Origin of the sequence: Reinekea blandensis MED297 (assembly GCF_000153185.1) — a bacterium.
GTDB classification, from domain to species: domain Bacteria; phylum Pseudomonadota; class Gammaproteobacteria; order Pseudomonadales; family Natronospirillaceae; genus Reinekea; species Reinekea blandensis.
On sequence record NZ_CH724151.1, the window covers coordinates 173,160 to 190,387 of the forward strand.

The window sequence follows — 17,228 nt, forward strand, 5'->3', positions numbered from 1 at the left end:
GTATTCGTCGCCTCGCTGGCCGCCGACGTTCCAACGCCGCAAAGCCCGCTGTATGGGCCAACTAAGGCTTATGTTAAACATCTTGCCGCGACGCTCTATTCGGCCTATCGAAAACAAGGGGTTGGCGTCATTGCAGTCTGCCCTGGTTTTTTCCGTTCTGACTTTCACGCCAAGCTCGGACTCCAACCCGAACACTTCTACCGTAAGCGTGGGTTACTTAAAGCGCTAGACGCCGACCAGGTCGCCCACCAAGCCCTTATAGACCTCGACAGAGGACGACTGGTATCGGTCAGCGGATGGAACTATCGCCTGCTTTACACTCTGCTTCAGCTTATTCCCGATCGGCTAATGGTTGCACTTAGCGCAACGAGAACCAAAGCCCGCCTCTAAGCACTGCAACAATTAAGAAAACATGGCTCAAGCCGATACCATGAAAAGCGACTATAATTAAGCGGGGTGTGATGCTTCACTGCCTGAAGCGTGATACAGTTCCGCAGTTAGCTCATGACGAGGCTTCATTTGTGACCCAGTTCGCAACAAGGATCAACGACACGACCGTGCGTGTTTCAGTGAATTTACTGAAGCGCGGGATGTTTGTTTGTCGATTAGACCGACCTTGGCTGGGTACGCCGTTCCTCATGCAGGGGTTCCTTATTGAGCATGATGAAGAACTGCAACAGCTCCGGGCATTGTGCGACCAGGTTTACGTCGATACACAGAAAAGCCTGATCAACCTGACCAAACAATCCAGCAAATCCAGTCTGTTTGGCCGAAAGCCCAGCGAACCCGTACTTAAAATAGCCCCCGATATCGATCGCGAGCTTGCAAAAAGCGGCATCCGTGAAGCGTTACCCGCCTACAGTTCGACCATCAAATCGCTCCGGCAATGCTTTCATGCCTATTCTCGGGACCAAATGGTCAATGCCCGCGCACTGGAACAACGTGTCGGTCACTGTCTCGATGCTATCCTGCAAAACACGTCCGCCATGACCTGGCTTTCGCGGGTTAAGTCGCACCACCATTACACCAGTGAGCATGCCATGCATGTCAGCCTGCTGGCGATGGTTTTTGCAGTGCACTGCGGCTGGTCGCGAGAAGAGGCCAAAACGGCCGGTCTGGCAGGCCTATTATTTGATCTTGGCAAAACCAAAGTGCCAAAACAAATTCTTAATAAGCCCGGGCCTCTGTCGGAAAGTGAATGGCAGCTGGTTCACGATCATCCTAAATGGGGCCGTTACTATCTGGAAAAATCCGGATTCAGCCGGGATGTCATCGAGGCTGCCTATTACCATCATGAACGACCGGATGGAAAAGGCTACCCAGTGAAGCGAATCGGCGGACAGACACCGCTGATTGCCCGCGTGATTCATATTCTGGACGCGTACGATGCCATGATCAGTTATCGGCCTTACGCACAACAACGCACAGTTTTTGAAGCAACCAAGGTTTTGTATCGGGGACGGGATACCGAGTTCGATTCCCACCTGGTCGACCAGTTCATCGAAATGATTGGTGTTTACCCGATCGGCACGCTGGTTGAACTGTCCACCGGCGAAGTCGCCGTCGTGATTGGACAGAACAACGACGCTCGCCTGCTGCCCAAGATTTCTATTGTTCGTGACCGGAACAAAAATCCGGTGGCTGAAAAGGTCGCCAATCTCAAGGAAATCCGAGACCCGCACGGTAATCCGCGAGTACGCATTAAAACAATGCTGCATGACGGCAGCTTTGGCGTGTATATGCATGAGTACACTCGCCAACTTCTGGTCAGTTAACCATCGCCCGCCCGTCTTTACCGGCCCTATGCCTGCCACCGTTCCGAAAAAAGCGATACACTACTCCTTAACTTCTCCATAGAACGACGCCAAGTATGAACTGGCAATGGCTGATCACGATCGGGCTCTGGCTATACGGCATCTCACTGATAGCCCTCACGCTGCGAATTCTGATGAAACGACGTCCGGTCGGTGTGTCTCTGGCCTGGTTATTGTTTCTGTATATCATTCCGGTCGGCGGCATCGTTGCCTACCTGCTGTTTGGTGAACGCTATCTCGGCCGACTGCGCGCGCGACGTGCCACCGAGCAGTTCAACTATTACTCGCTTTGGCTTCAGCGGATCCTGCTTGAACAACAACACGTTTCGCCCGCCCGCCCGGTACTAAGGCCTGTTATGGAGCTGACACGCGGAAGCTTAGGCATGCCGGTCATTGTTGGCAGCCGATGGTCGCTGCACAGTGACCCTCAGGATGTGTTTAAACGCTTAATCGACGATATTGATAACGCCAACGAAACCATTCTGATGGAGTTTTACATTCTGGAGGCCGAAGGCGCGGTGCTACCGGTTCTGGATGCTCTGGAACAGGCGGTCAGCCGTGGCATACAGGTTTATCTGATGGTCGACAGCGTTGGCTCAAACCGATTCCTGCGGTCAAAACGTAGCCGTCAGCTAACCGAAGCCGGCGTTAAAGTAGTGGATGCCCTTCATGCCAACCTGCTGCGGATGACGCTTCGGCGGCAGGACTTGCGCCAACACCGGAAACTGATCGCTATCGACAACCAAATTGCTTACACCGGTTCGATGAATCTTGCTGATCCGGCGCACTTTAAGACCAGCTCGGGGGTCGGCCCCTGGGTGGACATTATGGTTCGTTTGGAAGGCGATATCGCCAAAGTGATCCAGGGGACGCTGATTTTTGATTGGGAAATGGAAACCGGCATTCGCCTTGAGAAGCATCTGGACTGGCCAGAATTCAAACCGGTGAAAGACGACAACCTGATGCAACTACTGCCAAGCGGCCCGGCGCTCGATGAGGAGATACTGCTCCAGGTTCTGCTCACTGTGATCCACAACGCGCGCTCATCTATCACGATCACCACGCCTTATTTTGTGCCCGACGAAGCCTTGTTGCAGGCATTAAAATCCGCGGCCAAACGCGGCTTGGAAGTGACCGTCATCTTGCCAGCAAAAAACGACAGTCGGTTGGCCGAATACGCGGGTCGTTCATTTTATTATGAACTGCTGCAGGCCGGCGTACATTTACTGCAGTTCAATGGTGGGTTGCTGCACACGAAAACGGTGGTGATTGACCGTCATATGGTTTTGATCGGATCCGTCAATCTCGACATGCGCTCTATCTGGCTCAACTTTGAGTCGACCCTCATCGTCGATGACGATGATTTCTGCGAAGCCGTGCTGGCACAAATCGACGTCTACCAAAACGAGTCGCACTGCCTGCTCTCCTATGAGTGGCAAAAACGTCCACACCACCAGCGTCTGTTGGAAAACCTGGCTCAGCTGGCCAGTCCGCTTCTGTAAATGACACGAACACCAGGGACAACGACTGCCCCCGGGTACGAACCACTCAAAGCTCAAACGATGACAACTCTTCCATGTTCACATCACTGCGAATCGCCCCGACCAGGTAGCTCGATATTTCCACTTCCTGAGGCGCCACCTGCACATGATCGTTACTGACCCAGTTGTCCATCCATGGTAACGGGTTGTCGCGACGGCCGTAGATCGGTGACAGGCTCAACGCATCCAGTCGCTGGTCGGTCAGATACTCAATGTACTGATGCAGAATCTCGGCGTTCAGTCCGATCATGGAGCCGTCATTAAACAGATAGTTGGCCCACGCTTTCTCCTGTTCGGCGGCATCTTCAAAGATCTGTCGAATGGTTGCCTGCTCTTCATCAGCCACAATCTGCATTTGTGGGTCGTCTCCTCCATGGAGCCATTGCCGCAGGATAAACTCGGTACCACTCAGATGCAGTGCTTCATCACGGGCAATTAACTTAATCAGTTTGGCGTTACCTTCCATGCGTGCGCCTTCGGCAAACGCAAAACTGCACGCGAAACTGACATAAAAGCGAATGGCTTCTAACACGTTCACAGACACCATGGTCAGCAACAGCAATCGTTTCAGCTCATGCAACTGGCTCTCCCGGTCCGTTTCTGAGCTCAGGTGATATTTCTGTACTCCCGCGATGAGCTGATCGTAGTAGCCGGAAATACTCTCAGCACGCTCGATGATTTCCGGCGTGGTGACGATGTCTTCAAAAATCTGATCCGGCTCGGTCACGATATTGCGAATGATGTGCGTGTAGGAACGCGAGTGCACCGTCTCACTGAACGCCCAGGTTTCGATCCAGGTTTCGAGTTCCGGCAAACTGACGATCGGCAAAAACGCAACATTCGGTGACCGCCCCTGAACGCTGTCGAGCAACGTCTGATATTTCAGGTTGCTCAGAAAGATATGTTTTTCGTTTTCCGGCAACGCAATGAAGTCTTTTCGATCCCGCTGTAAATCGACTTCTTCCGGACGCCAGAAGAACGACAACTGTTTTTCAATCAGTTGTTCAAAGATCGGATAACGTTGTTGGTCATAGCGCGCGACATTGACCTGTTCACCAAAAAACATCGGTTCGGCAAATGCATTAAATTTTTTCTGGTTAAACGATTGATAAGACATGCTTCTCTCCCTGGATTAAATCGCACAAGCGCCGGACTCACAGCTCTCAGCTATGGTCTCTTTCTGGTTATGGTTGGCCGCTGAACCATCTCGGGTATTGTGGTAATAGAGGGTTTTAAGTCCCAGTTTGTAAGCCGTCAGCAGGTCGCCCAATAAGGTCTGCATGGGTACCTTGCGATCCGGGTACCGTTCCGGCTGATAGCTGGTGTTCGATGAAATCGCCTGATCGACGAACTTTTGCATGATGGCAGCAAGCGCCAGATAACCAGCGTTGCTTTGCTGATCCCAAAGCAGGTCGTATTGATCAGCCAAACGTTCAATTTCCGGAACCACCTGTTTAAGCACCCCATCTTTCGACGCTTTGATGCTGACCAGTGCGCGCGGTGGTTCAATACCATTGGTCGCATTGGCAATCTGGGCCGATGTCTCAGAAGGCATCAACGCTGACAAGGTCGAGTTACGCACTCCGTGCTCAAGAATAGATTCACGCAGAGCAGCCCAGTCACACAACAGTGGTTCCTGGCAGACCGCATCCAGATCGGCCTTGTATCGATCAATCGGCATGCTGCCTTTCGCCAGTTTAGTCTCAGCAAAACCGGAGCACGCGCCCTGTTCGCGCGCCAAGCGGTTCGATGCCGACAGCAGCGCAAACTGCAAACGCTCAAAGGTGCGATGGGTCAGACCTTTCGCGCCTTCGTCATCGTAACGGTAACCATGTTTAGCGAGGTAATAAGCATAGTTAATCACTCCAACGCCAAGTGGGCGACGTTTGTGTGTCGACAGTTCGGCGGCCTTCACCGGGTAGTGTTGGTAATCCAACAGGGCATCGAGGGCTCGTACCAGCAACTCCGCGGTTTCATCAATGTCGTCCAGCGAATCCAATACCCCCAGGTTCACCGCTGCCAGTGTGCAGAGAGCAATTTCACCTTGCTCATCATCGAGGCTCTGTAACGGTTTGGTCGGCAACGCGATTTCCATGCACAAGTTCGACTGTCGAATGGGGGCCTTGGCCGGATCGAACGGACCATGTTCATTGCAGTGATCAACATTCTGTATATAGATTCGTCCGGTTGATGCACGCTCTTGCATCAACAAGGCGAACAGATCGCGCGCGTTGACTTTACGGCGTCGAATGCTCGTGTCTTCTTCGTACTGTTTGTAAAGCGTTTCAAAGCGAGCCTGATCTTCAAAAAAGGCATCGTAAAGACCCGGAACTTCACTTGGACTGAACAGACTGATATGGCTGTCCTGAATGAGGCGCTGATACATCAGGCGATTCAACTGAACGCCATAATCGAGATGGCGACAACGGTTTTCATCAACGCCGCGGTTATTTTTCAGCACCAGCAGTTCTTCCGCTTCAATATGCCACAGCGGATAAAACACAGTCGCAGCGCCGCCACGAATGCCACCCTGGGAACAACTCTTAACGGCGGACTGGAACAGCTTATAAAAGGGAATACACCCAGTGTGAAAGGCTTCGCCACTGCGGATCGGTGAACCAATACCGCGAATCCGTCCGGCATTAATACCAATACCTGCCCGCTGACTGACGTAGTTAACAACACTGGATGACGTCGCGTTAATCGAGTCGAGTGTATCGTCACACTCAATCAGTACACAGGATGAAAACTGACGGGTTGGCGTACGCACGCCGGCCATGATGGGGGTCGGCAACGAGAACCGATGCGTGGAGGCGGCCTGATAAAACTTCTTCACATACGTCAGACGGGTTTCGGCGGGGTAGCCTGAAAACAGGCACGCGCCGATCAGTAAATATACAAACTGCGGCGACTCAAAAATACGGCCGGTCACCCGGTCCTGAACCAGATACTTACCCTGCAATTGCTTAACACCTGCATAGGCAAAGTCGAGGTCCCGGCTGTGGTCCAGACAGCCATTCAACTCATCCCAATCCGCTTCACTGTAGGCACTCAACAAAATCGGATCGTACCGTCTTTCATTGACCAGGCGTGTCACCAAATCATAAACATGTGGGGGCTCAAACCGGCCAAATGCCTGCTTGCGCAGATGAAAGATGGCCAGGCGAGCGGCCATGAACTGATAATCCGGTTGACGATCACTGATGAGATCCGCAGCCGAGCGGACAAGCATTTCATGAATTTCGGTGGTCGACATACCGTCGTAGAATTGAATTCTGGCTTTGAGCTCAACTTCAGAGACAGAGACTTTTTTAAGCCCTTCACTGGCCCACTGCAGTACCCGATGAATTTTTTCCAGCTGAATGGGCTCCAGCCGCCCGTCGCGTTTTTTAATCTGAAGGTTCACCCTGTTTCTCCTTTGAATCGGTACGATTCAGTCAAACAAGGCAGGGGCAGACAACGAGCCACCGGTTTTCCGATGCCTGATGCCTGAAAAGACAAGGACTCTGCTTGTCATCGGATCACCCCGCCCGATGGTTTCACACAGCACCAGTTCGACTGATGCGAGATGCACGACGGCCGGTCTCCTGGCTCTGGCTACGGCTCGATGTCGCCTTCCCGAAAATAATTTTCAGTGGCAAACAGACATCGTCCTGACCATTACAGTTGCGGGGGCAGCTCCGGAATTTAACCGGATTCCCAGACAAGTACAGCTTGTCTTAAACCGTCAGTGACATCGCCAACTAGTGACGACAGACACAACATATAGGGCAGTTATGTCACTGTCAAACCATATATTGTGTCCAATGATAATCAGCGACCCAGAACAGAATCGCTGACAAAGGGATTGGAACGGCGCTCGGCGCCGAATGTAGACTCCGGTCCATGCCCGGGAATAAAGCGCACATCATCGCCCAGCGGCCAGAGCTTTTCAGTGATGCTGCGAATCAAAGTACCGTGATCACCGCGCGGAAAATCCGTCCGCCCGATGGAGCCGGCAAACAGAACATCACCCACCCAAGCCAATTTCTGAGCACGGTGGAACAGAACCACATGACCCGGAGTATGGCCCGGTGTTTCGAGCACCTCCAAGGTTTCCTGTCCAACCTGAAGCGTGGCACCTTCTTTCAGCCACTCATCCGGCTGCACATTGCGCATGCCACTCAGGCCGTACATCTGACACTGCTGTTCAATGCCTTCTAACCAGAACTGGTCTTCCGGGTGCGGACCAATAACCGGCAAACCTAACTGTTCACGCAGGTCCTGCGCCCCACCGGCATGGTCCAGATGCCCGTGAGTCAACCAAACCGCTTTCAGGTTCAGTCCTTTGGCTTGCGCGACACTCTTCAGTTTTTCGACCTCGCCACCGGCATCCACAATGATGGCATCGAGGGTTTGATCACACCAAACGAGGGAGCAGTTTTGCGCAAGCGCCGTCACCGGAATTATCTGATATTGCAGCACGGTTTTCTCTCTGACAGTGGCGAATTTGGCCTAATGGTAAGGGTTCCGGTGGTCAGGATAAAGCGGATTCAAACAACGGCGCCGATCAGAGCCAACCTCGATCCCGTGCGAGCCTGAGGGCCTCTGCCCGGTTGCGAACACCCAGCTTACGAATGGTCTCAGAGAGAATGTTGCGCACGGTTCCTTCGGTTCGGCAGACTTTTCCGGCAATATCCGCGGTACTTTGTCCTGCCTCGGCAAGACGCAATACCTGGCGCTCACGATCCGTCAATGGGTCTGGGCTGCTTGCCGATTCTGCCACCAGAGAAGGGTCATAAACCTCAGCACCACGCATCACCTGTTTTAACGATCGTGCCAGATCGTCCGAAGGCGCTTCCTTCAACAGATAGCCGGCGATACCTAACTCACGTGCACGGTGCACATAGCCAGTGCGGGAGAAGGTACTGAGCAAGACAACCTTCGGCGGCTTCGCCAGACGACGGGAAAGCTCAGCGGCCAACTCCAGGCCGGTCAGCCCCGGCATTTCGATGTCAGTCAAAACCAGGTCGGCAGTGTTGTCCAGCAGATAACGCAGGGCGGCCTGGCCATCGGAGAACTCCGCAATCACCTCAAAACCGCCGTGCAATGTCAGCAGCGCCGATAATGCGCCTCTGACCATGGCCTGATCTTCAACGACCACCAGACTAATGTTTTTCATCGGCGATGCCCTCTATCATCGGTTCGACCGTTGCCTGCAAGCGTGTGCCCGGCGCCAACCGCGTCAACTGTAGCTGACCGCCATACAAGGCCAGTCGCTCTTTCATCCCGGTCAGGCCATTGCCATAGTGTCCGTTCCAACCCTGCCCATCATCCGTAACGATCAGATGCCATTGATGCTGGCGATGGAAAAACTGTACCCGGCAAAGGCTGGCGTTCGCGTGCCGAATGACGTTAGCGATGGCCTCACGCAACAACAGGCTCATCAGGTTTTCAATTTCCCGGCTGATTTTCTGCGGATACTGGTCCGGAAAATCCGCATCGATCCCGGCATTGGAGAGTGCATGCTTCGCCATCGTTGCTTCACTGCGTAGGTTACCGGAGCGATAACCCGTCACGGTCTGGCGAATATCAGCCAATGCGGTACGGGCCGTCTCAGCAATGTCACTGAGTTCCTGTCCCGCCTTCTCATTGGCACCTGATGACAGTAGTTTTTCGGACAGTTCTGCTTTCAGCGCAATGGTCGACAGCGAATGTCCGAGTACGTCATGCAGGTCCCGGGCGATACGCTCGCGTTCACGAACCCGCGATAAGTATTCGAGTTCATCCTGCTGCATCAGCAGTTCTCTCTGTGCATTGATGTGACGAAAAAACAGAACGTTTGCCTGACCACCCAATACAATCAGCAAGGCAAACACAATGGAAAATACCGGTGGGAACCGCCAGATCATGGCCCATATCACGACCCAAGCGGCCAGCGTCAACAGAGACAGAAGCGCCAGCCAGACATTTTTGAAACGCAGCAGAAATACCTGGCTGTAAAAGAAGAACACGGCACCCGACCAATGCATCGACATCGCCCAGGTCGCCAATAGGATCAAAATCAGGAAATGCAAAACAAGCCAACGCCGTTCCTGCCAGAACCCGTAATACCAGAGAATCAGAAACAGAGGACAAATGAGGGTCAGTTGCCAGGGATTGGCGGTTGACTCGCTGAGCAGAAACAGCAACGGGAACAAAAGCGATATGGCAGCAAACAGGTGAACCAGCCAGTCATACTGCAGAATATGCTTACGCGGAAGTAACCTCATGAATGAATTGACTCACCCGATTGATGGCATGATCAAGGTGTGCCTGATGCGTGTAGCCGCTGGCCTTGCGGGGTTTCAAATCATGATCCCCGTCAGCATACCATTCAAACCTCACCTGCTCGGGCAAACGGTATTGGGCCACATCGGACTGATTGCCCATGGCATCCCGCTCGCCCTGACATATTAAAACAGGTGCGGAGAGTTGACAAAAATGATCAATACGGACTTTTTCCGGCTTACCCAACGCATGAAACGGATAACCAAACACTGCGATTCCCGGCACGGACATTTCCGTTGCCAGTATGGTCGCCATTCGGCCACCCATGGATTTACCACCGATGACCGGGTTTTCAACCTGGAGTTCGTCGAGCACCTCCCGAAAATAATCGAGCAGAATGGGTTGGCGATCCGGCGGTCGTCGCTTTCCGGTTTCCCGTTTTTGCTGCATGTAGGGAAACTCGAAACGGACAACCCGAATACCCTGTGCCGACAGCCCGAGTGCCACGGTCTCCATAAAGTCCGAGTCCATGGCTGCGCCAGCGCCATGGGCAAAGACGAAAGTCGGACAACCTTCGTCACCGTTAATCATCAACTTACTCACTTACAAAACCCTTTCGTTGTCATGACTTCCTGTCCATACCCTGTTGGCTATGATGCCATCAGGCCTAAAGAGGCGGTGCTCCGATCAATAGCGGTCAGCACGCCATGAACAGTGATCCATTGTGGCATGGACCCGTTAGCCGAACACCCGTAACATTCGACAGGCTAAATCCCGTTATCAGGATACTTACATGCGTCAGCTTATCTGCTTGTTCCCGATCATCACAATACTCAGTGGCTGCGCGAGCATCGATCTGGCCAGCGTCGAGCCTGATAAGCTGAAAGCCGACGTCACCCTGGTGCAATCCCCTCAGGAAACCCAACTGGACCTCCATCTCGCACGCGGCCTCTTCAATCAACCGGTGAGACTGGGTGAAGAAACGGCCGTTGCCCAGTTTACCGACGGTCACCAGGAAACGCTGGTCGCCGCCAGAGAATCCGGACGGTATGGCCTGCGTTCAGACCCGATTACTCTTCAGAGTCTGACTCTCAGCAGTGTCGGGACCATTTCATTCCCGGACATGACGCCATTGCGGTTAGGGGGTAAAGCAGCGATTGCCGATCAACGCCTGTACAAAGACGACCTCATCTCACTGACGCTGCCGGTTAACTCCGCGGCCGACGAACGGTATTTAGTGGCGACGGCCCGATGTGGCGGCCAGCAGTATATCGGCGAACAACGACTCGACATTGACAGTGATCAGGTGACAATCCGGGCGGGGCAAATGATGGATCTGGTCAATAACGCGGCGCAAGCCGACCTCAACGGCATTATCCCGGTGGAACTCGCCATTGAAGAACGCTATCAGCCCAACTGGGCTGCCCCGTTTGAAGCGACCAAGCTGGCCAGACGCGATGCGACTCAGTTTACCGTTGATACGTCAGGCTTTCGTTTTCAGGCGAAAGTTCAGATTCAGGTGTCCAACCAGCTCTTTCTGGGATTCCAAAATCAGAGCTGGCCGGTTAAATACTGTTTTTAAAGGTGCCAAGCGTCAGACCAGAATGGCACGGATAATTGACCAGACCAGCCAACCCACAATCACAAAGGGGGCCAGTGTAATGGCAAGGCTTAACAGGCCAATGGCGATTCCGAAAACCGCACCAATCAACCACAAGCCACACGACAAGACCAACACACCCACAACCGCATAGGCTAAAAAGCGAAACAGCCCACCCAGCAAGGACGTCTCACGATCTTCCGGGTCGTAGACATCATAAGACATTCGGTTTTTCATCATTACTCTCCTGAACGATTATGGAGCGTCTGTCGGTTTCATCAGACGCCCCGGATAATTGTTCCTTTTCATAAGTTGTGCCAACTTATCCCGCCCGAGAAATGCGGCGTTCAGCGCCGCTCTAACCGAAAATTAGTCGAAATCACCAATTCCATTAACCTAAACAGCTAAACGATCCTCCTGTTGAGCAGCCTTAATCAGATCTGCTGCTTTTTCAGCGATCATCATCGTCGGTGCGTTGGTGTTACCTCCAATCAGAGTCGGCATGACTGAGGCGTCAATGACCCTGAGCTGCCCGATGCCCCGTACCCGAAGCTCACTGTCGACCACCGCCCGATCATCACTGCCCATTCGGCAGGTACCAATGGGATGATAAACGGTGTCGGTTCGTTCCCGTATAACAGTGCGCAACTCCTCGTCCGGCAGATGCAACACCGGGTGGGTTTCCTCCTCAGCATAGGCTGACATTGATGGCGCCTGCATGATCCGCTGAGACAGTCGAATCGCTTTCAGTAAGTTCTCCAGGTCATCCGGGTGATGCAGAAAGTTCGGATGGATCAGTGGCGCATCGAGTGGGTTAGGACCGGAAACTTTCACCCAACCGACACTTTTCGGCCGTAGGATGCAGGTATGCAGACTGACACCATGATGCGGCGACAGTGAACGGGCATGGTCCCGCAGAATGCCAACGACATAGTGCAGTTGCACATCCGGGCGCGCCAGGTGCGGATCGGTTTTCAGAAACCCGCCTCCTTCGGCACCATTGGTATGCATCAACCCACCATCACCACCCCGACTGAACCGCCAGGCATCCCGGGCCAGGTGCCAGATTCCGGTCGGCGACGGACCCAGAACATCGCGACGGCGACTGCGGTAGGTGGTGACAAAATCGGGATGATCCTGCAGGTTCTGGCCGACACCTTCCAGGTTATGCACGACCGGAATGTGGTTTTCCTGAAGGTGCTCGGCAGGACCAATCCCCGAATGCATAAGAATCTGTGGACTGTTGAACGCCCCGGCGCAGAGCAAGACTTCGCGCCGGGCGGTAAACCGCTGTCTTCGTTCCCGCCGAAGCGTTTCAACCCCTTTACACAGTTTGCCGGCCATGATGAGTCTGAGTGCTTTGGTCCGCGTAAAAACGGCCAGGTTTTCACGCTGCCGGACCGGCGTCAGATACGCCCGGGCACTGCTACAGCGACGACCATCCACCTGAGTCACCTGATAAGCGCCCACACCCTCTTGATTCTCACCGTCATTAAAATCTTCCGATATCGGGAAACCGGCCTCACGAGCCCCGGCAATAAAGGCCTCCCGGGCAGCAGACGGACTGCGTAAATCGGTTACCGATAATGGCCCGTTCTGACCATGCCACGGAGCACCCAAACGCTCATTGTTTTCTGATCGAATAAAATACGGCAGCACATCGGCCCAGCTCCAGCCAGGATTGCCCATGGCCGCCCAGTCATCGTAATCACCCGGATGCCCCCGGACATAAACCATGGCATTAATGGCACTCGACCCACCGAGGGTTTTTCCACGCGGCTGGTATCCCCGACGATAAAGCAGCCCAGGTTGTGGAACCGTCTGATAGGCGTAGTTCAGATAATGGGTTGGGACGGTTGTAATCATGCCGAATGGGGTGTGTATGGCGGGTGAGCGATCATCCACCCCGTTTTCCAGTAGCGCCACGGTCACCTGTGGATCTTCCGACAGGCGATTGGCCAGTACCGCTCCGGCCGAGCCCCCACCGACGATGACGTAGTCAAATTCCATGACGTCGCCTCCTTTTGTTATTGTTATCAGTCCTACTTTACTCCTTTCCGAGTAATCCGAAACGGTTTCCGGTGCATCTGTGAACTCAGGCAAACAGTCTGCTGGCAAGCGCTATACTTGAGCCCAACAAGAAGTAAAACGACAGGAAAAGGACAACATTATGGGATTCGGAGCAGTTGGGCTGGTCATGCTGTCTATTGTGCTGCTGTTTTACCTGCGCATGATCAGTGAACGATCGGCCAAACGCCGACACAGCAGTAAAATCGGTGCCATCCTGGCGCAAGCCGATATTTTTGAATCTGCAGCGAACGATCAGGCGGCACTGAAAGCGATTGAGGAGGGATTAAAAGCGCATCCTGACCAACCAGAGTTGCTTAAGCGCCGCCAAACGCTTCAAAAACGTCTCGAAGAAACGGATCAGGAGTCGAACTAGTCAGACCATGAATCCGGAAAGGAGGCCCGGCGAGACCGGGCTGCTTGAATAATCTGTCGCTGCTCCGTAACCGAGGCCTGACTCCAGCGTTTTATTTCATTCAGGGTCCGACCGCAGCCGACGCAGACATCCGCTTCGTTAAGCGTACAGCGTCGAACGCATGGGCTGGAAACCGCAGAGTCGTCCATCATTTTGCACGCTTCGGTTTCGGCGGTAATGAACGACAAAAATCCAGACAGTGGGATAACCAATAGTTGAGTTGGTCATCTTCAGCAATGGCGTCCTGATCAATCATCACCATCCCCCGCATCGCACGGCCGGTAAAATCCAACTCACGTACGCCCGGCTGGGTGAGTGCTTCATCGTAGGCATCCGGTCCGACCCGCGCCATCATCTCATCGCCCAGCACGCCGACACACATATGGCTGTCTACCATAAAGGCAAGGCCACCAAACATGCGGCGCTCGTCAAAAGCCGTCCTCGACCCGAGATCTTCACGGATACGCGTCGCCAACCCGTCGTCAAACGCCATAGGCTTTACTGGTAATCGTCCGATTCCTGAATGGACAGCTTAGCCGCCTGACCACTCAGATGGTGCGGATCGGTTTCCTGATCCAGTTTAATCATCAGACGCAGATCGTTCGCCGAATCGGCATGGGACAAGGCATCTTCGTAGGTGATATCGCCGCGCGAATAAGCCTTGAACAGGGCCTGGTCAAATGTCTGCATGCCCTGCTCCGTAGATTTGGACATCAGATCTTTCAGCAGATGCACTTCACCCTTACGCACATGATCGGCGACCAGCGGGGAGTTCAGCAGCACTTCGATGACCGCTTTACGTCCCTGGCCGTCCGGCGTCGGCACCAGCTGTTGCGCCACAATGCCGCGCAGGTTCAATGACAGGTCCATCCAAAGCTGACGCTGACGTTCATGCGGGAAGAAGTGCATGATCCGGTCGAGCGCCTGGTTAGCGTTGTTGGCGTGCAAGGTAGCCAGACAGAGGTGACCGGTCTCGGCAAACGCCAGGGCGTATTCCATCGTCTCGCGTGTCCGGACCTCACCGATCATGATGACATCCGGGGCCTGACGCAGGGTGTTTTTTAGCGCCACCTCGAAAGAGTCGGTATCGATGCCAACCTCCCGCTGTGTCACGATGCAGCCTTCGTGCTGGTGAATAAACTCAATCGGGTCTTCGATCGAAATGATGTGCCCTTTGGAGTTGCGGTTACGATGCCCGATCATGGCGGCCAGTGACGTCGACTTACCAGTACCGGTAGCACCAACAAAAATCACCAGTCCACGCTTGGTCATCGCCAGTTTTTTGATCACGTCGGGCAGACCCAGTTCGTCCACACGTGGAATCCGGGTTTCGATACGTCGAAGCACCATGCCCGCCAGGTTACGCTGATGGAAGGCACTGCAACGGAAACGCCCGATACCCCGCGCAGAGACCGCAAAGTTACACTCCTGCGTTTCACTGAACTCCAGTCGCTGCTTATCAGTCATCACCGACAATACCAGCTCACGGGTTTTTTCCGGACTGAGCGGATTTTTGGTCACCGGAACGACCTGACCGTTGATTTTCATGCTGGGTGGGACGCCCGCCGTGATAAAGAGGTCGGAGGCACCTTTTTCCACCATCAGGCGGAGCAGTTTATCGAATTCCATGGTTGATTCCTGTGCGCGGTAAACGCCCGTATCGTCGAGCGTTTACACCTGACTGATCTTAAAAGTTTTCCGGCTGTTTGGCTTTTTCCCGGGCAATTTCGCGACTGATCGTACCGCGCTGGACCAGGTTCTGCAGGCACTGATCCAGCGTTTGCATGCCATATTGAGCGCCGGTCTGGATCGCCGAATACATCTGCGCCACCTTATCTTCACGGATCAGGTTACGGATCGCCGGCGTTCCGATCATAATCTCATGCGCCGCAACACGGCCCCCGCCGTTTTTCTTCAGCAGGGTTTGGGAAATCACCGCCTGCAACGATTCGGACAACATGGATCGAACCATGGATTTTTCCTCCGCCGGGAAGACATCCACAATCCGGTCAATGGTTTTCGCCGCCGACTGGGTGTGCAGGGTTCCGAAGACCATGTGACCGGTCTCGGCCGCCTCTAATGCGAGACGAATGGTTTCCAGGTCCCGCATTTCGCCGACCAGAATAATGTCCGGGTCTTCCCGCAGGGCCGAACGCAAGGCTTCGCTGAACCCCAGGGTGTCCCGGTGCACTTCGCGCTGGTTGACCAGACACTTCTTGGACTCGTGTACAAACTCGATCGGGTCTTCAATGGTCAGAATGTGCTCGTACTTGGTTTCGTTGATGTAGTTAATCATCGCCGCCAGGGTCGTGGACTTACCGGAACCGGTCGGACCGGTCACCAGACAGATACCACGAGCGGTATCGGAAATGTCCTTAAACACCTGTCCCATGCCGAGGTCTTCCATGGTCAGAACCTTTGAGGGAATGGTTCGGAACACGGCACCGGAACCCCGGTTCTGGGTAAAGGCGTTCACCCGGAAGCGAGCGACCCCGGGCACTTCAAAGGAAAAGTCCGTTTCCCAGAATTCTTCGAAATCCTTTCGCTGCTTATCGTTCATGATGTCATAAATGAGGGCGTGCACTTCTTTATGCGACATCGGCGGCAGATTAATCCGACGCACATCGCCATCGACGCGGATCATCGGCGGCAACCCCGACGACAGGTGCAGGTCGGAGGCGTTCTGTTTAGCACTGAAGGCCAGCAGTTCAGTAATGTCCATTCAAGACTCCGGGTTGAATGTGTTTCTTGTTTATCCTGACGAATCAGATTTTGATACTATCGTTGTTCATACGAGCTTAGCACAATCACCTTAAGGAATTTGAACCAATCAATGTCTGAACTGTCGGTAACGTCACGTCTTGCACAGGTGAACGCGAAAATTCACGCGGCCTGCACAAAAAACGACCGGCCTGAGTCCGAGGTTACCCTGGTGGCGGTCAGTAAAACCAAACCCGCTGCACGGGTCCGGGAAGCCTGGGAGGCCGGAGCACGCCATTTCGGTGAAAATTACGCCCAGGAACTGGCCGAAAAAGTCCAGGAACTCAAACTGGACAAGGCTCAGTGGCATTTCATCGGCCCGCTCCAGTCCAACAAAACCCGTCTTATTGCCGAACATGCCGATTGGGTCCATACCATCGACCGGCTGAAAATTGCCCGCCGACTGAGCGACCAACGTCCGCCTGATCGTGCTCCACTCAATGTTCTGATTCAGGTAAACATCAGCGATGACCCGGCAAAGGCGGGGGTCGACCTGTCTCAGATTGCCGGGCTCGCTGATCGGATTGCGACATTGCCGAACCTGACCCTCCGGGGTTTGATGACCATCACCGCAGCCAATCTGGACGAAGCGACCCTGGCCGCTCAGTTCCGGGAATTGAAAAACGCACAAGCTGACCTCATAACCCACCATCCGACGTGTACGGAAGTGTCCATGGGCATGAGTCAGGATTTCGAGCTGGCCATTGCCAACGGCGCGACTATGGTCCGCGTGGGCAGTGACATTTTCGGTCATCGGGCACCCAAACCAGACAAGGAGTAAC

18 protein-coding genes and 1 riboswitch are annotated in these 17,228 nt (G+C 53.9%); of the genes, 6 read left to right on the forward strand and 12 right to left on the reverse strand.

Annotation, left to right across the window (positions count from 1 at the left end):
• The 3 genes from MED297_RS22305 to cls form a co-directional block, all read left to right on the forward strand.
• On the forward strand, positions 1 to 390 hold a 390-nt coding region (locus MED297_RS22305; RefSeq protein WP_008044360.1), incomplete at its 5' end, for an SDR family NAD(P)-dependent oxidoreductase.
• Between the two features lie 71 nt (positions 391 to 461).
• Positions 462 to 1,775 (forward strand): cyclic di-GMP phosphodiesterase, encoded by a 1,314-nt coding sequence (locus tag MED297_RS09405; RefSeq protein WP_008044363.1) that lies wholly within the window; start codon positions 462 to 464, stop codon positions 1,773 to 1,775.
• 95 nt (positions 1,776 to 1,870) lie between these two features.
• Entirely contained in the window at positions 1,871 to 3,316 is a 1,446-nt protein-coding gene (gene cls / locus MED297_RS09410) for a cardiolipin synthase (RefSeq protein ID WP_008044364.1), read from the forward strand.
• Positions 3,317 to 3,362: 46 nt separating this feature from the next.
• Here the strand turns inward: cls and nrdB are convergent, their stop codons facing one another.
• The 6 genes from nrdB to MED297_RS09440 all read right to left on the reverse strand — a co-directional run bounded on the left by nrdB (position 3,363) and on the right by MED297_RS09440 (position 10,207).
• Positions 3,363 to 4,472 (reverse strand): class Ia ribonucleoside-diphosphate reductase subunit beta, encoded by a 1,110-nt coding sequence (gene nrdB, locus MED297_RS09415; RefSeq protein ID WP_008044366.1) that lies wholly within the window; start codon positions 4,470 to 4,472, stop codon positions 3,363 to 3,365.
• Positions 4,473 to 4,487: 15 nt separating this feature from the next.
• Entirely contained in the window at positions 4,488 to 6,761 is a 2,274-nt protein-coding gene (gene nrdA / locus MED297_RS09420; RefSeq protein ID WP_008044368.1) for a class 1a ribonucleoside-diphosphate reductase subunit alpha, read from the reverse strand.
• A gap of 154 nt (positions 6,762 to 6,915) precedes the next feature.
• Positions 6,916 to 7,099, reverse strand: a riboswitch (cobalamin riboswitch).
• Between the two features lie 69 nt (positions 7,100 to 7,168).
• Positions 7,169 to 7,819: an MBL fold metallo-hydrolase gene (locus tag MED297_RS09425; RefSeq protein ID WP_008044370.1), complete on the reverse strand. Its 651-nt coding sequence runs from the start codon at positions 7,817 to 7,819 to the stop codon at positions 7,169 to 7,171.
• An 85-nt stretch (positions 7,820 to 7,904) separates the two neighbouring features.
• Positions 7,905 to 8,516 carry a response regulator transcription factor gene (locus tag MED297_RS09430; RefSeq protein WP_008044372.1) on the reverse strand — a complete coding sequence of 204 codons (612 nt, stop codon included), beginning with the start codon at positions 8,514 to 8,516 and terminating at the stop codon, positions 7,905 to 7,907.
• Positions 8,503 to 9,606, reverse strand: a complete 1,104-nt coding sequence (locus MED297_RS21245; protein WP_008044373.1) for a sensor histidine kinase — start codon at positions 9,604 to 9,606, stop codon at positions 8,503 to 8,505. Before MED297_RS21245 ends, MED297_RS09430 begins: the two co-directional genes overlap by 14 nt.
• Positions 9,587 to 10,207, reverse strand: a complete 621-nt coding sequence (locus MED297_RS09440) for an alpha/beta fold hydrolase (protein ID WP_237613430.1) — start codon at positions 10,205 to 10,207, stop codon at positions 9,587 to 9,589. Before MED297_RS09440 ends, MED297_RS21245 begins: the two co-directional genes overlap by 20 nt.
• Positions 10,208 to 10,397: 190 nt before the next feature.
• On the opposite strand from MED297_RS09440, the gene MED297_RS09445 reads away from it, so the two are divergent.
• A complete protein-coding gene (locus tag MED297_RS09445; RefSeq protein WP_008044377.1) occupies positions 10,398 to 11,186 on the forward strand; it encodes a hypothetical protein in 789 nt (262 codons plus the stop codon).
• A 12-nt stretch (positions 11,187 to 11,198) separates the two neighbouring features.
• Here the strand turns inward: MED297_RS09445 and MED297_RS09450 are convergent, their stop codons facing one another.
• Complete coding sequence (locus MED297_RS09450) at positions 11,199 to 11,444, reverse strand: hypothetical protein (RefSeq protein WP_008044378.1); 246 nt, start codon at positions 11,442 to 11,444, stop codon at positions 11,199 to 11,201.
• 156 nt (positions 11,445 to 11,600) lie between these two features.
• On the reverse strand, positions 11,601 to 13,214 hold the full coding sequence (locus tag MED297_RS09455; protein WP_008044379.1) for a GMC family oxidoreductase: 1,614 nt from the start codon (positions 13,212 to 13,214) through the stop codon (positions 11,601 to 11,603).
• A 160-nt stretch (positions 13,215 to 13,374) separates the two neighbouring features.
• On the opposite strand from MED297_RS09455, the gene MED297_RS09460 reads away from it, so the two are divergent.
• Positions 13,375 to 13,647 carry a hypothetical protein gene (locus tag MED297_RS09460; RefSeq protein ID WP_008044380.1) on the forward strand — a complete coding sequence of 91 codons (273 nt, stop codon included), beginning with the start codon at positions 13,375 to 13,377 and terminating at the stop codon, positions 13,645 to 13,647.
• On the opposite strand, the gene MED297_RS09465 is transcribed toward MED297_RS09460, so the two are convergent.
• The 4 genes from MED297_RS09465 to MED297_RS09480 are packed head-to-tail and all read right to left on the reverse strand — an operon-like array spanning position 13,644 to position 16,408.
• Positions 13,644 to 13,838 (reverse strand): DUF1289 domain-containing protein, encoded by a 195-nt coding sequence (locus MED297_RS09465; protein ID WP_008044381.1) that lies wholly within the window; start codon positions 13,836 to 13,838, stop codon positions 13,644 to 13,646. The two genes, MED297_RS09460 and MED297_RS09465, sit on opposite strands and share 4 nt — an antisense overlap.
• Positions 13,835 to 14,179, reverse strand: a complete 345-nt coding sequence (locus tag MED297_RS09470; protein WP_008044382.1) for a TfoX/Sxy family protein — start codon at positions 14,177 to 14,179, stop codon at positions 13,835 to 13,837. Before MED297_RS09470 ends, MED297_RS09465 begins: the two co-directional genes overlap by 4 nt.
• Before the next feature lie 5 nt (positions 14,180 to 14,184).
• The gene (locus tag MED297_RS09475) at positions 14,185 to 15,315 is read right to left on the reverse strand and encodes a PilT/PilU family type 4a pilus ATPase (protein WP_008044384.1); all 1,131 of its coding nucleotides are present in this window, start codon (positions 15,313 to 15,315) and stop codon (positions 14,185 to 14,187) included.
• Positions 15,316 to 15,373: 58 nt separating this feature from the next.
• Positions 15,374 to 16,408 (reverse strand): type IV pilus twitching motility protein PilT, encoded by a 1,035-nt coding sequence (locus MED297_RS09480; protein ID WP_008044386.1) that lies wholly within the window; start codon positions 16,406 to 16,408, stop codon positions 15,374 to 15,376.
• A 111-nt stretch (positions 16,409 to 16,519) separates the two neighbouring features.
• Here MED297_RS09480 and MED297_RS09485 point away from each other — a divergent pair, with 111 nt between their 5' ends.
• A complete protein-coding gene (locus tag MED297_RS09485; protein WP_008044388.1) occupies positions 16,520 to 17,227 on the forward strand; it encodes a YggS family pyridoxal phosphate-dependent enzyme in 708 nt (235 codons plus the stop codon).
• Position 17,228 lies beyond the last annotated feature (1 nt).

What these genes read in the sequence shown, in the direction of transcription:
- cls (WP_008044364.1), top strand. Translation starts at nt 1,871, where the DNA reads ATGAACTGGCAATGGCTGATCACGATCGGGCTCTGGCTATACGGCATC.
- MED297_RS09480 (WP_008044386.1), bottom strand. Translation starts at nt 16,408, where the DNA reads ATGGACATTACTGAACTGCTGGCCTTCAGTGCTAAACAGAACGCCTCC.
- MED297_RS09460 (WP_008044380.1), top strand. Translation starts at nt 13,375, where the DNA reads ATGGGATTCGGAGCAGTTGGGCTGGTCATGCTGTCTATTGTGCTGCTG.
- MED297_RS09445 (WP_008044377.1), top strand. Translation starts at nt 10,398, where the DNA reads ATGCGTCAGCTTATCTGCTTGTTCCCGATCATCACAATACTCAGTGGC.
- MED297_RS09450 (WP_008044378.1), bottom strand. Translation starts at nt 11,444, where the DNA reads ATGATGAAAAACCGAATGTCTTATGATGTCTACGACCCGGAAGATCGT.
- MED297_RS09470 (WP_008044382.1), bottom strand. Translation starts at nt 14,179, where the DNA reads ATGGCGTTTGACGACGGGTTGGCGACGCGTATCCGTGAAGATCTCGGG.
- MED297_RS21245 (WP_008044373.1), bottom strand. Translation starts at nt 9,606, where the DNA reads ATGAGGTTACTTCCGCGTAAGCATATTCTGCAGTATGACTGGCTGGTT.
- MED297_RS09485 (WP_008044388.1), top strand. Translation starts at nt 16,520, where the DNA reads ATGTCTGAACTGTCGGTAACGTCACGTCTTGCACAGGTGAACGCGAAA.
- MED297_RS09430 (WP_008044372.1), bottom strand. Translation starts at nt 8,516, where the DNA reads ATGAAAAACATTAGTCTGGTGGTCGTTGAAGATCAGGCCATGGTCAGA.
- MED297_RS09455 (WP_008044379.1), bottom strand. Translation starts at nt 13,214, where the DNA reads ATGGAATTTGACTACGTCATCGTCGGTGGGGGCTCGGCCGGAGCGGTA.
- MED297_RS09405 (WP_008044363.1), top strand. Translation starts at nt 462, where the DNA reads ATGCTTCACTGCCTGAAGCGTGATACAGTTCCGCAGTTAGCTCATGAC.
- MED297_RS09465 (WP_008044381.1), bottom strand. Translation starts at nt 13,838, where the DNA reads ATGATGGACGACTCTGCGGTTTCCAGCCCATGCGTTCGACGCTGTACG.
- MED297_RS09475 (WP_008044384.1), bottom strand. Translation starts at nt 15,315, where the DNA reads ATGGAATTCGATAAACTGCTCCGCCTGATGGTGGAAAAAGGTGCCTCC.
- nrdB (WP_008044366.1), bottom strand. Translation starts at nt 4,472, where the DNA reads ATGTCTTATCAATCGTTTAACCAGAAAAAATTTAATGCATTTGCCGAA.